Annotated in this window: 13 protein-coding genes; 6 read left to right on the top strand and 7 right to left on the bottom strand. The window is 43.7% G+C overall.

Annotated features, from left to right (window positions below):
* Positions 1-290: 290 nt before the first annotated feature.
* Complete coding sequence (locus ACVA53_RS11740; RefSeq protein WP_255040477.1) at positions 291-1,514, bottom strand: autotransporter outer membrane beta-barrel domain-containing protein; 1,224 nt, start codon at positions 1,512-1,514, stop codon at positions 291-293.
* Positions 1,515-1,831: 317 nt separating this feature from the next.
* Here ACVA53_RS11740 and ACVA53_RS11735 point away from each other — a divergent pair, with 317 nt between their 5' ends.
* On the top strand, positions 1,832-3,163 hold the full coding sequence (locus ACVA53_RS11735) for a winged helix-turn-helix domain-containing protein (protein ID WP_446505201.1): 1,332 nt from the start codon (positions 1,832-1,834) through the stop codon (positions 3,161-3,163).
* 498 nt (positions 3,164-3,661) lie between these two features.
* Here ACVA53_RS11735 and ACVA53_RS11730 read toward each other — a convergent pair whose 3' ends face one another.
* Both ACVA53_RS11730 and ACVA53_RS11725 read right to left on the bottom strand, forming a co-directional pair.
* A complete protein-coding gene (locus tag ACVA53_RS11730) occupies positions 3,662-3,988 on the bottom strand; it encodes a peptidylprolyl isomerase (RefSeq protein ID WP_446505200.1) in 327 nt (108 codons plus the stop codon).
* A 173-nt stretch (positions 3,989-4,161) separates the two neighbouring features.
* A complete protein-coding gene (locus tag ACVA53_RS11725; RefSeq protein WP_255040474.1) occupies positions 4,162-4,851 on the bottom strand; it encodes a VC0807 family protein in 690 nt (229 codons plus the stop codon).
* Positions 4,852-5,082: 231 nt separating this feature from the next.
* Between ACVA53_RS11725 and ACVA53_RS11720 the strand changes: the two genes are divergently transcribed.
* Together ACVA53_RS11720 and ACVA53_RS11715 are read left to right on the top strand one after the other, a co-directional pair.
* The gene (locus tag ACVA53_RS11720) at positions 5,083-6,627 is read left to right on the top strand and encodes a glutamate synthase-related protein (RefSeq protein WP_446505199.1); all 1,545 of its coding nucleotides are present in this window, start codon (positions 5,083-5,085) and stop codon (positions 6,625-6,627) included.
* Between the two features lie 78 nt (positions 6,628-6,705).
* Complete coding sequence (locus ACVA53_RS11715) at positions 6,706-7,245, top strand: hydrolase (RefSeq protein ID WP_255040472.1); 540 nt, start codon at positions 6,706-6,708, stop codon at positions 7,243-7,245.
* A 76-nt stretch (positions 7,246-7,321) separates the two neighbouring features.
* On the opposite strand, the gene ACVA53_RS11710 is transcribed toward ACVA53_RS11715, so the two are convergent.
* Together ACVA53_RS11710 and ACVA53_RS11705 are read right to left on the bottom strand one after the other, a co-directional pair.
* On the bottom strand, positions 7,322-8,083 hold the full coding sequence (locus ACVA53_RS11710) for a DmsC/YnfH family molybdoenzyme membrane anchor subunit (RefSeq protein WP_446505198.1): 762 nt from the start codon (positions 8,081-8,083) through the stop codon (positions 7,322-7,324).
* A gap of 140 nt (positions 8,084-8,223) precedes the next feature.
* Positions 8,224-9,636 (bottom strand): MDR family MFS transporter, encoded by a 1,413-nt coding sequence (locus ACVA53_RS11705; protein WP_446505197.1) that lies wholly within the window; start codon positions 9,634-9,636, stop codon positions 8,224-8,226.
* 237 nt (positions 9,637-9,873) lie between these two features.
* Here ACVA53_RS11705 and nagA point away from each other — a divergent pair, with 237 nt between their 5' ends.
* Positions 9,874-10,998: an N-acetylglucosamine-6-phosphate deacetylase gene (gene nagA, locus ACVA53_RS11700; protein ID WP_446505196.1), complete on the top strand. Its 1,125-nt coding sequence runs from the start codon at positions 9,874-9,876 to the stop codon at positions 10,996-10,998.
* A gap of 125 nt (positions 10,999-11,123) precedes the next feature.
* Positions 11,124-12,005 carry a LysR family transcriptional regulator gene (locus ACVA53_RS11695; protein ID WP_255040467.1) on the top strand — a complete coding sequence of 294 codons (882 nt, stop codon included), beginning with the start codon at positions 11,124-11,126 and terminating at the stop codon, positions 12,003-12,005.
* An 85-nt stretch (positions 12,006-12,090) separates the two neighbouring features.
* Here the strand turns inward: ACVA53_RS11695 and ACVA53_RS11690 are convergent, their stop codons facing one another.
* Complete coding sequence (locus ACVA53_RS11690) at positions 12,091-12,393, bottom strand: hypothetical protein (protein ID WP_255040466.1); 303 nt, start codon at positions 12,391-12,393, stop codon at positions 12,091-12,093.
* A 311-nt stretch (positions 12,394-12,704) separates the two neighbouring features.
* Between ACVA53_RS11690 and ltaE the strand changes: the two genes are divergently transcribed.
* The gene (gene ltaE, locus ACVA53_RS11685) at positions 12,705-13,712 is read left to right on the top strand and encodes a low-specificity L-threonine aldolase (protein WP_446505195.1); all 1,008 of its coding nucleotides are present in this window, start codon (positions 12,705-12,707) and stop codon (positions 13,710-13,712) included.
* A gap of 79 nt (positions 13,713-13,791) precedes the next feature.
* Here the strand turns inward: ltaE and ACVA53_RS11680 are convergent, their stop codons facing one another.
* Positions 13,792-14,445, bottom strand: a complete 654-nt coding sequence (locus ACVA53_RS11680) for a hypothetical protein (RefSeq protein ID WP_446505194.1) — start codon at positions 14,443-14,445, stop codon at positions 13,792-13,794.
* Between the last annotated feature and the right edge of the window lie 59 nt (positions 14,446-14,504).

Genomic DNA, 14,504 nt, shown 5'->3' with positions numbered 1-14,504 from the left:
AATTATGACGGGAACAATACTTAATATAGTGCTCAGCATACTGTGATCAAAAGCACTAAAATGTAGTTTATTAACAACAGTTCATAACCTTTTGAGCTAAGTGTCACTGTTTGTACAGAAGGAACAATATGCATCCGCTGACATTTTAATCACCACCTCAGCTAAATGTAACTATAATACTTACCACCAAATTCTTACACGGCACCATTTCTCACATATAGATAACAAACAAAACCCGGCATTTGCCGGGCAGGTATTATTTCTATCTACAAAAATGTGACGGCTAACGTTCAATCAAGCGCCATACTTAACCCGACAGAAATGGTATAAGCTGATAAGTCGTCATGCCAAATTAACTGGCTTGCTTCCGCATAGCCATACCAATCTTTGCCCAATGCACCTGAAATACCCAAATGTACACGCCCGTACACATCATCATCTGACTCAATCACGATAGGTAATATACTGCCAGAGTAGTTAGACTTGAGTTGCGAGATGATCCGCTCTTTACCACTGGCAATATCGTAATGAACATACCCTTTCGCATAGGGTTGAAACACGCCAAATGGTGTCCTAAAGGGATGCGATATACTCATGCCGGTGATCAGCATGGTTGACTCTAACGCATCAACATCCTCAATCTTCGAGAAAAGGTAACTCGAATTACTCAAAGACAACCTTTCTTCATAGCGATCGGAATCTGACAAGGTATATTGTAAACTGCTTTCAAACGCCATATTCAGATAGTTGTAGTTAAAAATGTACCCCGTACCCAGCGAAAAAACCCAAATATCAGAATCCGCTTCGCTGGTGTTACCCACGACAGGATCGGTATATAGAGTGACTCGACGCTCTATGTCAGTATCCATTACCGCATAGCTAGCATTGAAATCAACAAACCAAGCATCTTGAAAGTAAGTAAAGTATCCCGACGCCATCAAACCGTCGATCTCGGTATCACTGCCTTCCGACATTGGCTTGTAAAATGGCAAGCCCAAGGTAAGACCAAATAGATATTGGTTTTGGAATAAGTAATCTCCACCCAGGGTTAATGAATAGCCACTGTGTTCCTGCTCTACCGATTTATTAAGCGACGCATTATCTACTAGAGCGTTATTATCAACACGAATATACCCCGCGACTTGGGAGTGGTAACCATCACCAAACGCATTACTGTCAGATAACGCTTTTTCTGGTAGCCCCGGAGGTGAATACATTGAGAGAGGATCATTGCTATACAAAGGAACGTAACCATATGAAGAACGGCTAGCGTGCCTTACTCCTACCGACTTTGCATGACTATCTAAAGACCGGTATTTCTTATCAACTTTATCACCTCGGACATGGCTTGCCATGCCTTTGATCTCTGCCATTGCAGTATCAACTTCTGCAGATAACTTTTTGGTAAACGCCCCATCAAATAAATCAGAGCCTTTAGCTTCACTAACCGTTACAGAAAATACGATACAGATCATGGGCAGGCAGGAGTTTGCCCTTACAGCTGACGGAATCATAACGCCCCCAAACTTTCATGCCACTTAATTATCTAGTCACTACGATGTGGCTTATAGTTATGAGTGTAGATAGCTACTGAAGGCAAAAAGCACGAACTGATCAGTCGTCGCAAAAACTATACAAACCTCTTTTTTTTAATATTATAACTTTCTCATTTCGGATAATTTCACCCTCACTGGAGAGTAAAATAATGCTATCGGTATGGTTGTAATACTCAACTTATGGCAAAATTGTCAAATTATATAGATACTTATGACTAAAAGTTAAACGGTCTCTCGCCTTCACACACGATAACATATGACACTGAGCGCAATTCATGCCTAAGAAAGTTAAAGCTTCGGCTCACATAGCACAGATTTCGGATAACTTTTTCTTCGACAGCCAAAAAAAAACACTATTCACTATTTTAGGTAACGTTTCTCTCAATCGAGCTGAAAAAGAAGTCCTATCTCAGCTAATCGATCAATCACCAAATATGGTTAGCAAAGAAGAGCTTTTGTCGGTTGGCTGGGCGAGAAAAGAAGTGGCAGAAACCTCACTTTTTCAAACAATCCGCACCCTTAGGATCAAACTAAAAGAAGAAGAAGTCGGTCAGTTCATTAAGCTTGTCCCTCGCTTAGGCTATCAAATCAATATTCAGCGTCGTCTTACATCTGATGAATACCATGCCCTAACTAACACGCCCAAGCATAAAAAGCCTCACTCTAAAGTTAAAATAGGCCTAGTTCTATCCCTCATTCTGGCCGCCATTGCCGTATTGATAGGGTTTCTTACCAGTGAGGACCCCGTTGAATATAAATATAAGCTAGTCAATGATGAGAAAAACAACACCCTTGTATTTCTGTCCATGCACCAAGATGATTTCGACTACCTACTACAGGCTAGTGATATATTCATTACACCAGGTAACCTCAGCAATAAGCTGATGTTTATCCATAAATTAGATGATAATTTCTCGATTGCCATTTGCGATAAAACCCCTACCGGCTGTGATATCGACACGGCGCACGCAATTAGCTTTAAACATTCGCAATTAAGCACGGTATGGGAACTACTGGGTAATTACTTGCCAAAAGTACCCGCTTTGGCAGCGATGAATGTGCTAAAAGACAACACTTCTGTTCAGTCTGGGGTTAAATCCTACAACATTTTTCTTGAAGATGGTGATTTCACGATAAGCCTTTCTCACCATTTTGCCAATTTAGTTGACGAAGGGATGTGGCTATTCACAACTATTAACTATCAGCCAAACGCGGATCAAAGTGAGTTTATCGCCGCTTCACTTCGCGGAGTACGATCTATTATGGCCGACTCAAGCCCAATGCCATTTTTAATTACGATGAAAAACTATCCAGAATATTTCTCTTCGGTCCTAAGCCCCGATGACAAACAGCAACTTGGTATCAAGCCTCTCGGCGACCATGGAAGCCAAACGAATGATTTCAACGTCGACGTTGACGAATACACCAGTTACTTACTTTACCGACAAGATCAATTACAACTTTGGTTATCTGAAGGTTATGAGTTTCATTGGTTTATCAAAAGCAAAAGCATAAGTAAGAGCGATGACAATGTATTTAATAGGTTGATTAAAGGTAAATGTTCTATGCTGCCCATTAAGTTTGAAAACGAAACAAACTGCCTTTGAGATCAACAAAATGGTCGTGGATAACCACAATTCCCAGATAAAAGGTTGCGAGCAAACCGAAATGTAAATAACATGTTAAAGATACATCTAGGCATTCCAAGAATGAGAGGCTAACTGATGATACTAAAACAGGCTGTTTATCATTTTTTCTATAACTTGAGAGTCTTCTTCAACTTAACTTTCAAGCCATTACTCGGTCTCATTGCTGTAGGTGTGGCCATTTCGCTTCTATTACTGCTCTCAGCCCAAACTCAACTTGCTGGAGCCTTGATCTTCACCGGCTGCATCGTAACCGCTCTGTGGATCACACTTGTCCGTTACTATTATGCGGCAATTTTGAATTGGTCTGACACACGCAAAAAGGAAAATTCAGTCATTGATTTTCCGAATAAGCACATAAATTAATACTTCTTATCGAATACCACAATGCCCGCTGTGTAACGTAAATAGCCATCAGGTACGTCAGGAGAGGGAGCCTCCTGACGTGAAGTATTTTGGCTAGACCGTGTATAGCACCTTGATGATGTGCCAGCCGAACTTGGTCTTTATCGCTTCAGGGATCACACCACGCAATTCCGGATTTTTCAATTTAAGTGCTTCGCTGGTACTGATCGCTTTATCCGAAAATACCGCCTTATCAAACTGCGGTACCATCTGGCCTTTACGAAACTCACCCAGATCACCGCCCTTTTTGCCTGATGGACACGTTGAGTGTTTCTTTGCCAGCGTTTGGAATTTTGTGCCTTTTTTCAGCTGCTGAAGAATATCTTCTGCGAGTTCCTTGTGTTTCACCAGAATGTGAAGCGCATGTGCTGTGTTTGCCATGGAGTACCTCATTATTTCTACGCTGCTAAAAACAGCATCATTCAATTCAATTCGCTTTCACCAGAAAGCATTTTGACTGAACTATACACGTCAATGGCACTTCCACCAACTGCCGGCTTTTCTTGATATAAAAAAAGCCAGCATTCTGCTGGCTTTAATCACAATATGAACTGTTATTGTTCCGTTTTAAGGATGTCTGCAGTTTCTAACTGAGTCATCTGGCGGATTTGGCGCCACATATAGAAGAATATACCCATCATCATCAGCATTGATGGAATCGCGATAGCAGGATAGCTCACCAGAGTTAGACGGCCCAGCTCTTCATTAAAGGCTTGGGTGCCTGAAGGGCTAGTAACAATCATTTTAGCCAGTACGTAATTCATCGCAGATGAAAAAGCGAAGGTGCCGGCAAACAAGTAGTTTGACGTGAGCAAACGACGTTCGAAGTCACTCTTACGACCAAATTCATTAAGCTTCTCGTTGATCAGCGGAAGATTCAATACCGTTTCGTTGAAAAGCATCTTGCTCACAACCGGGTACTTCGTGAATGTAGAAGCAAAAACACCGACGCCTATGAGGCCTGGGATCAAAGCTTCTTTAACCGCTAACCATTTAGGGTCGAGTTGAAGCAACCCGATACCACCGGTAAGCAATACACTGATAAAACCCAACAGCGAGATAAAATTAAACTTTTTGTATTTAATCAGCTCATAACTACCCAGTACAACAGGAAAAGCCAAGGCGACAACAAGTGCGCCCACAGAGCCAAGGTACTCGTCACCACTTAGCTTCATCAAAACGACTGAAGGCACGATAACGTTAAAAATCAAATCATTAAAAGGACTAGCTTTCTTTTCCGTCATAATATTTTACAAAGTTATTCAAACGTAAACATCTGCATTGTTCCGTGAAATGGCCCTGCTGTAAAGTAGGCGACCGTTACAAAAGATTAAATCGCGTTTGCGAAATAGGCAAAATTCATCAACATTCTATTGAGAAATCCAAGTTTAACCTCATTCCAAATGATGCAAACCCACCTATCCTCTCCCATACTTTCCCCACAATGATTTGGCTGTAGGTAGGGGGTATGTGACATGAGTAAGCCAGTGGTCGCCGATAACAAACCGGTAAAGGTCCCGTTGGAAAAAGGACAAACTTATTACTTCTGCACTTGTGGACGGTCAGCAAAACAGCCTTTTTGTGACGGTTCACATCAAACCACCAATTTCAAACCAAAGAGCTTCAAAGCAGAAAAAGACGGCGATGCTTTTCTCTGTGCCTGTAAGCATACCGGTAATGCCCCTTTCTGTGATGGTTCCCACAAAGAGTTCAACGCGGAGGATATTGGCAAAGAAGGTCCAGGCATTACTACCCGTTCAAATGAGTTGCCCACAGCAAAAGCCACAAAAGAAGAACCCAATATCGAGTTTATTCATCAGCTAGCCCGAGAAGGCCTCAAGAACCTTGGGCATCATGGTGCAATGACGGCGATGGGTGTACCGCGCTACCAACTACCTGACTGGGATGATATCCAAATAATGGTAGCCCAAATGGCCAAAAAGCCTCTGATGGAAGATGTAAAGGTAGGCACTGAATTAGTGATTGGACCAAAGGCCAAAAAACCGCTTGTACTCAATATTCCGCTTTTTGTATCTGACATGAGTTTCGGCGCACTCTCTGAAGAAGCCAAAACTGCCCTTGCGATGGGTGCAGAGTTGGTCGGGACCGGGATTTGCTCTGGGGAAGGCGGAATGCTTGCTGAAGAGCAACAAGCTAACAGCCGCTATTTTTATGAACTAGCCAGTGCCATGTTTGGTTACCATGAAGGTTTGCTGAAAAAAATTCAGGCTTTCCACTTCAAAGGCGGCCAAGGAGCTAAAACCGGTACCGGTGGTCATTTACCCGCTATCAAAAATACAGGCAAAATTGCAAAAACCCGATGCCTTGAAGAAGGTACAGATGCTATCTCTCCTCCGACATTTAAAGATCTCAAAACACCCCGAGACTTTGCGGCATTCGCCGACAATGTAAGGGTGATCAGCGGTGGGATCCCAATCGGTTTCAAACTCAGCGCCAATCATATCGAAAGGGATATGGGGTTTGCTTTAGAAGCCGGTGCCGATTACATCATTCTCGATGGACGTGGCGGAGGAACGGGTGCCGCTCCGAAAATCTTTCGTGATCATATCAGTGTACCCACTATCCCAGCCCTTGCTCGGGCAAGGTACTTCCTCGACAAACAAGGTATGTCAGGAGAGGTTACGCTGATAATTACTGGAGGCTTACGAACTCCTACTGATTTTATCAAAGCGATGGCACTTGGCGCTGACGGTGTTGCCCTTGCCAACAGTGCAATGCAGGCCATCGGCTGTGTCGGGGCCAGAATTTGCAACACCAACAACTGTCCTGCGGGCATTGCCACTCAAAACCCTGAACTGCGTAAAAAGCTCGATCCAAGTCGTGCCGCCACCCAACTGGCTAACTTCTTCACAGCATCCACTGAATTAATGCAATTGATGGCGCGAGCATGTGGTCACCATCACCTGAACCAGTTTAACCAAGATGACTTGGCGACTTGGAATGAGCAAATGGCACATCTCGCGGGGATTGAGTACTCTGGTTTTAAGCGGCGCGAGTAGAAAAATTGCGAACACTGCATTTTCAATCAAGCGTAAATTCCTATATGGTAAACACTCAACTAATGATTGGATATTCATATGCTTACAACAAACGATACTGCACTGGTGATAGTTGATGTCCAAGGCAAACTTGCGCAAATCATGGACAGCAAGGATACGCTTTTTAAAAATTTAGAAACCGTTGTCAAAGGCGCTAAAATTCTGGATATCCCAATTATCTGGGTAGAGCAGATCCCACACAAATTAGGCCCAACCATCCCGCAAATTACTGATCACTTACATGATCATACCCCTATCGCTAAAAATAGTTTCAGTTGCTATCGCGACCCGCAGTTCATCAAGGCTTTGTCAGCATCAGGCTGCAAGAACATCGTAGTTGTCGGTATTGAGGCCCATATCTGTGTGTATCAAACAGTGCGACAACTGCTTGACGCTGATTACCATGTCGAAGTGGTCGCCGATGCTGTCTCTTCACGAAATCCAACTAACAAACAAATTGCATTGGATAAAATGCAACAATTTGGCGCTTCGTTAACAACAGCTGAGATGCTGATCTTCGAGCTGCAAGAAGTTGCCGAAGGTGAGCGATTTAGAGACATTCTTAGCGTCGTTAAGTAATTATGATAATAAAAAACGCGGTGCTTAGACACCGCGTTTACATTCTAGCTGTATGGTTTCACGCTATGCTGATAGCTCAATAACCCACGCCAGCAAAATATGAGGAAACCATACTCAGCGACAACGCAAACGTCAAAACGCCCAATATCGGCTTACTTTTTGTCACCAGTGGCATTAACCAAACACCGACAGCCGCCAACAGTAACCCCAAGCTGATCGCCTGTGAGATAAACGGCATCATCACTCCCGTCGTATCGATCTGACGAGATAATTCCCCGAGCTGTGGAAAGCCTGTAAGCAGGCAGATAACCGCTATAATCGCACCTAGACGAGGCAATAGCGTATTTAACTCTTCGACTTTATGCTGTGCTCTCACTAAACAAGCATGGGCAAGTAAGGTGCCACCACAAAGTGCCGTCGCAAAAAAGTGCAAAGTTACCAGCCATTGATCACTTCTCATCACTAAGCCATGAATGAAGTAGCTACCTCCAATGAAAATAGCTAAAACCAAACAGCACTTTCGGAAAAGATCCGAACCTATCAGCGCTTTTTCAACGAACCAATAAAATAGCGCAATGGCAAAAAACATGATCGCGAGAAGTACTTCAACACCAATACGGTATCCCTCATCGACGTGAGTCAACATCAAGTTCAACTCTCTCAGCAAGAGTGCACTGAATAACATTAACCATAAAACCAGCATCGCCTTGTGCAAGCGATCTGCTTGACCGAAACACAGCTTTCCACTCAATAACACCATGCCAAGAACAATAAATGCGCCAATCGACATCTGGGTCAACACACTTGAAATAATAAATGGCCACTCAAACCAAGCCATAACTCACCTCGTCGTCATACTCTCTGACGAATTAAAAAACGTAAGGCGGCGTATTTTGCCTGACAGCAACAATTTGTCCACAAAAAAGCCCAGCAAACACGTTAACTGGGCTGACTTTCCAATCACACGATTTTAAACCGCTATTCAGCTTGTTCTGATTTATATGCGCGTTTCGGCTTGGCCACATCCGACGACAATGGTTGCGCTTTCAAACAGGTAATCGTCACCAACAAAGACACGATAGCGACCACCACCAACCCTCCATAGGTCATAGTGAAGCCCTCAGCTAATACAATAGAGTCAAACTGCGACAACCCATCAGCACTTCCCTCACCAACAAGTACCGGCACTTTAAGATGAAACAAGGCCGCACAGAAAGCAACACCTAGAGCGCCGCCAAATTCGCGGCCATAGCCAAACATCGACAGGCCAATCCCTCGATCTTGAGGAGGCAATACATTTTGCACCACCACATTCAAACTAGGTAACGTCAATCCTAGTCCAGCGCCCGCAAAAGCCAATGCAACTGTCATCATTACGCCTTGGTACAGCATATAAACGGCAATAACGGACATAACAAAACCAAACACAACTAAAGACTTATAGAATCCCGTTTTAGCAATTCGCTTACCGCCAAGGTATGCCCCACTGGTGATACTCATCATAAAGACCATCATGATCAAGCCACTGGAAGATGCTGTCATTCCATGTTGCCATTGCATTTGAAGCGGTAAGTACACCAGGACTGCAAACATCAATAACTGGGAACACATGATTAACAACACGCTGATCAAATAACCCGGAAGACGAAATATTCGCATCGGCAAAATAGGGTCTACAACACGTTTTTCCACAATGGCAAACAACACTATGGATATAGCAAGTGCTGCGATTAAAGTAATTTGGCTAATCATGATATCGGGTGACATCAACAACAGCAGCAAGGTTGTAATCGTCATTAACAACCCCGCCCCCGCCCAGTCGAAGCGACTGTCACGCCCTTTACTCAGGTGTTTGAGGTTGGTATTAATCATCCAAATCGCCAAGGCGCCTAAAGGAAGGTTGATCCAAAATACCCATCGCCAGCTTAAATGTTCGGCGAAGAAGCCCCCCAGTAAGGGCCCTGCGATACTGGACGCCGCATACACTGCAGAGATATAACCTTGGTATTTACCCACCTCTCTGGCCGGAATGCAGTCGGCAATGACAGTAAAGGCAAGTGCAATAAGGCCACCACCACCGATTCCCTGAAGTACTCTTGCCGAAACAAGCGTTGGCAAATCTTGGGCAATGGCACACGCAACCGATCCGAGTAAAAACAAAACAACACTGATATTCAGCATTTTTACCCGACCAAAAATATCACTGAGTTTGCCATATACCGGTAACACAGCGGTGGCTGCTAACAAATATGCAGTAACAACCCAGGTTAATGCCTGCCCGGCACCAAGTTCTTCACCGATAATCGGCAAAGGCGTTGTGACAATACTTTTTTCTAGTGATCCCAGCGCAATAACCAATGCTACGCTGGAAAAAATCGTTTTTGGCGACATAAAATCTCCTATGAATGCGCAACAAGGATAATCCAAACAGTTGACTTCGAAAACAGAAGATTATTTAGCACACCTCATATTAATGTTCCCCAATAACTCAAACAGCATTGACAAGCGGCAACTATTGCTCTAACTTATTTTTTATGCCGAATTAAGTAACCTTATTTCACTTCTATTTGCATATTTACAAGGTTGCGCTTTCACTTATTTTATACAGGTTCAATAGCTGGGGTGCCTATGTACGCTATCACAAATATCAATGTTTTTAACGGTCAAGAAATCCTTGAAAACCAAGCTATTATTGTTAATGGCGATACAATTGAAACGGTCATTCCAATGAAAGGAGCCTGCCTGCCTACAACGGTATACGATGGCCAAGGAGCTACTGCTACTGCGGGGTTTATTGACCTTCAGCTCAATGGCTGTGGTGGTGTCATGCTAAATGTCGACATTGCTAAGCATACACTCGACACCATGAATCTCACTAACATCCAAAATGGCACCACCCAGTATCTACCGACACTGATCACAAGCCAACATGAGACAATGTGTCAAGCGGTTGAACTTGCTGCTGAAATTGAAGCACCACAATATGAAGGCATTATCGGACTACACCTTGAGGGCCCATTTATTAGCAAAGAAAAAAAAGGGGCTCACAATGAGAGTCATATCCGTACTCTGGATGAGCAGACCGCCCATTACCTAGCTGATAATGCCAAACACATCTCTGTCATTACACTTGCGCCAGAAAACACATCACAAGCTGTTATCGACACGCTTAACGACGCTGGTATCACTGTTTCACTCGGCCATACCAACGCCAACTACCAACAGCTGACAAGTAAAAGTCATTTGAAGATGGCAACCCACTTATACAATGCGATGACGCCACTTGGCTCACGTGAGCCGGGGGCGGTTGGTTATATTTTTGATAAAAAACCGCATGCGGGCATTATCGTCGATGGCATCCACTCATCATATGCATCGGTACGGATCGCCCACCAGCAACTTGGTGAAAAGCTCTTTATGGTAACCGACGCAGTCGCACCTGCCGGGACAGATATGACCGAATATGACATGGCAGGTACAACAGCCTATGTCACCGACGGCAAATGCCATTACGCAGATGGCACGATTGCTGGTGCAGCGATCACGATGATTGAAGGTGTGAAAAACCTTATCCAACATGTTGGCCTTAGCAGAGAAGAAGCGCTACGAATGGCTAGCCTTTACCCAGCAAAAGCCATCGGTATTGATAACCAGTACGGGCGTCTATTACCCGGTTACAAAGCCAATATTACATTACTAAATGACCACAATGAGGTGTGCTCAGTGTATCAAATGGGGATTAAGCGCCTTTAATTTCATCATGTTAATATAATGCCTCTCGCATCAAGTGGATACTATATTCCTCGGTATCCGCTTGACGCGATTCCCCCCCAGATGGTACTTATCACTTATGCATATCTAAAACAGTACCTTATGCCATGTTAAACACCCAGTGGCTCCACACCTTTATTACCTTGGTTGAAGTTGGCCATTTCACGCAAACAGCCGAAAAGCTCTTTATGACTCAACCAGGGGTCAGTCAACATATTAAAAAACTAGAAGAACAAACAGGCACATCGTTAATCAAACGTATCGGCAAGCGATTTGAGCTAACACCAGCAGGTCAACAGCTATACCATTACGGCCTGAGACGACAAGAAGAAGAAAAACAGTTATTAGGTCAATTGTTGGCTGATGACCCATTCAGTGGAGAGTGCCATTTGGCTTGCTCAGGTTCGCTCGCAATGTTTCTCTACCCTCACTTCCTTGATCACCAGCAAAATCATCAAGCTATCAGCATTCATTTGGAGTCAGCACCCAACCATCGAATTCTAGAAGGGATCAAAAACAGGCAGTTTGATATTGGTATCATTACCCATGCCGTCACAGATCAATACTTCGACCAACAGAAAATTGGTGAAGAAGCCTTATGCGTTGTCGTGCCAGCTAACTATCCGGATGAGAAATTAGATAAAGAGTCATTGTACTCACTGGGTTTTATCAACCACCCAGACGGTAAGCATTACTTACAGCAGGTACACCTAGCCAATTACAGTGACAGCCATTTCGATTTCAACAAAGTTAAAATAACGGGCTATATAAACCAGCTCAATCAAATTTTGCTTCCCGTCTCTAAAGGCCTTGGCTTTACCGTACTACCAGAAAAGGCCGTTGACCATTTTAGCTTCCAGGACAAAATTAAAACATTTTCAGTGCCGAATACTGTTAGTCAAGAGCTCTACTTGATATGGAAGCAGCACAGGCCTTTACCCAAACGCTATCTTCAAATCATGAATATGATAACGCAGCTGCTAGAGTGATATTGAACAAAAAAATCCTGCTGAATAAGCAGGATAAATAGGTCAATGTTTCGCCCAATGCCAAAGCCCCATTAAGGGCTAAGTATTATAGATCTCGCATCAGAATTTCATATTCTTCTTCAGCAAGCTCTATCAATTTGGCGAGCTCTCTAGCATCATCACTCGACAGAGATAGATGCCATTGCACATCATCTCTTTCAAGCTGATTTTTGCAAATGAGTTCCGTTTCTTTACCTTCAGAATAGAAATACAGTTGGTCAAATTCACCACTCAAACGATTATTCTGCTCCAAAATATTAACTTCAAGCTCTCCGACAGGACTTATTGTCACATCAGCATGAAGTTTTGATTCTCCAGGTAAAATGAAATGCCTATGCTCAGCCAACATACGGCAACCTCCTATCTGACTTACGCCATGATTCTCCCGCGACAGCGAACTCACAAATGCCAGTCGCTGTCCAACGCTGCATGCAGCGCCCCCAGTCTTTTCATTAGTAAGTCTAGTTAAACCAAGAACAACCAAATGAAAATTCACAAAAGGATAACAATTATTCATTCATTTTTTTTGCTCGATATCAAATTTTCGAGATTTGAGAAAAATCATGGCACGGTTTTCTATGCTCCCAGCCCAGTTTCTGGCAAAGTCATATGCCCCGCGAAAAAGTGCTGGACTAAACCGTAAATACCAAGGAAGTACCCATGATAGATTTTCGTTCTGATACAGTAACCCGCCCTACTCAGGCCATGCGCGAAGCAATGGCTAATGCCCCTGTCGGCGATGATGTTTACGGTGATGACCCAACCGTCAACGATCTAGAACAATGGGCTGCAGAGCGACATGGGTTTGAGAGTGCACTATTTTGCAGCTCAGGCACCCAAGCCAATCTACTCTCACTGATGGCGCACTGCGAACGTGGTGATGAGTACCTATGCGGACAACAAGCGCATAATTACATGTTCGAAGGTGGCGGTGCTGCAGTCCTAGGTTCGATACAACCTCAACCGATTGAAAATGAAAAAGATGGCACAATTCCTTTTACTAAGTTGGCTGCCGCTATCAAACCTGACGATGCCCATTTTGCGCGTACTCGTCTGTTAAGCATTGAAAACACCATCAATGGCAAGGTACTTCCTCTTTCCTATATGGCTGAAGCGCGTGAATTCGTTAACCAACACAACCTAAAACTACATTTAGACGGAGCCCGGGTTTACAATGCGGCTATCGCTTTAGATGTCGATATCAAAACGATCAGCCAGTACTTTGATTCAATGACAGTTTGCCTATCAAAAGGGTTAGGAGCCCCGATTGGATCACTGGTGCTTGGTGACAAAGCCTTCATTGCAAAAGTACGCCGTTGGCGTAAAGTGCTCGGAGGGGGGATGCGTCAGGCTGGTATTCTTGCTGCGGCGGCAAAGATTGCCTTGACCGATCACGTAGCACGATTAGCCGATGATCATGCGAATGCCAAAAAGCTGGCTGAAGGATTAAACCGCTTACCTGGCTTTACGGTTAATACCGGTATCGTCCAAACCAATATTGTCTTTACTAAAGTCGATCCAAGTATTGACCAACAGCGGCTTGCCACAAGACTAAAAGGGAAAAATATCATTGTCACGCCGGGTAATCCGATGCGACTAGTGACCCATATCGATATTAGCAGTGCCGATATCGATACCTTCCTATATGAGCTTGAAGCCGCATTGTAGAAACTAAAATAGCAGGCTTGCATAGGCTTAATAAGCGCGTATTTATCACTTCAAATAGGCGCTTAACTATACACTTGAATTAGAAGCGGTAACCGAAGCTCACCGATGATAGCCCGTGTTCAACCTTAATATCACCATCATCCAACCTTGTTGGCACCACCAGCCTTAGGCCCACCTCCCAGTTTTTATAATTAACAACAGTACCTAAATGGGAATGAAAACCGAAACCAGATGATTTGAACGTCTCTTGGCTATTATCTGCATTCTTCAATTTACCGTCGGCATTCAGATATTGCACCCCCGCCCCTAACTCTACACGCCAGCTTTTACACGACGAGCACAGTTTGCGATCTCCCCACTGGTAAAACAGTACTGGCGTAAAGCCAACAGAATAGCCCTTATAATTCCCCCCAACAAATTGATCATCATCGTCATCATCGTAGTCTAAATCATAATAACTGGCTGAGAGTTCAGTATGATAACCCCAACGGGCCGAATCTGAAAAAAAGTAAGGAGACTGAAAAAGAGAGACAACCGGTGTAACAGAATGTGAAGAGTTAAAGGGAATATCGCTAAATTGCCCCTTTTTTGTTATGTCTACATTTCCGGCCGACTTAGCAATACCCAATTTAACACTAGGAACCCTAAACAGAGTCTCTAAATCCATTGCATGGGCTAAAGAGCCCGAAGAAAGCACAATCGTGCCCACAATTAAACATCCGTATTTTTTCATGCGCCATTCCTATGACAACGACCACTTATACATCACTATCATCTAGTTAAGCACGACAA

The sequence above is a fragment of the Photobacterium sp. DNB23_23_1 genome (genome assembly GCF_052873815.1).
This window is presented reverse-complemented; position numbering and strand designations above follow the sequence as displayed.

Bases quoted from the DNA above. Each gene is read 5' to 3' on its own strand.
- ACVA53_RS11740 (WP_255040477.1), bottom strand. From the start codon at position 1,514: ATGATTCCGTCAGCTGTAAGGGCAAACTCCTGCCTGCCCATGATCTGT.
- ACVA53_RS11735 (WP_446505201.1), top strand. From the start codon at position 1,832: ATGCCTAAGAAAGTTAAAGCTTCGGCTCACATAGCACAGATTTCGGAT.
- ACVA53_RS11730 (WP_446505200.1), bottom strand. From the start codon at position 3,988: ATGGCAAACACAGCACATGCGCTTCACATTCTGGTGAAACACAAGGAA.
- ACVA53_RS11725 (WP_255040474.1), bottom strand. From the start codon at position 4,851: ATGACGGAAAAGAAAGCTAGTCCTTTTAATGATTTGATTTTTAACGTT.
- ACVA53_RS11720 (WP_446505199.1), top strand. From the start codon at position 5,083: ATGAGTAAGCCAGTGGTCGCCGATAACAAACCGGTAAAGGTCCCGTTG.
- ACVA53_RS11715 (WP_255040472.1), top strand. From the start codon at position 6,706: ATGCTTACAACAAACGATACTGCACTGGTGATAGTTGATGTCCAAGGC.
- ACVA53_RS11710 (WP_446505198.1), bottom strand. From the start codon at position 8,083: ATGGCTTGGTTTGAGTGGCCATTTATTATTTCAAGTGTGTTGACCCAG.
- ACVA53_RS11705 (WP_446505197.1), bottom strand. From the start codon at position 9,636: ATGTCGCCAAAAACGATTTTTTCCAGCGTAGCATTGGTTATTGCGCTG.
- nagA (WP_446505196.1), top strand. From the start codon at position 9,874: ATGTACGCTATCACAAATATCAATGTTTTTAACGGTCAAGAAATCCTT.
- ACVA53_RS11695 (WP_255040467.1), top strand. From the start codon at position 11,124: ATGTTAAACACCCAGTGGCTCCACACCTTTATTACCTTGGTTGAAGTT.
- ACVA53_RS11690 (WP_255040466.1), bottom strand. From the start codon at position 12,393: ATGTTGGCTGAGCATAGGCATTTCATTTTACCTGGAGAATCAAAACTT.
- ltaE (WP_446505195.1), top strand. From the start codon at position 12,705: ATGATAGATTTTCGTTCTGATACAGTAACCCGCCCTACTCAGGCCATG.
- ACVA53_RS11680 (WP_446505194.1), bottom strand. From the start codon at position 14,445: ATGAAAAAATACGGATGTTTAATTGTGGGCACGATTGTGCTTTCTTCG.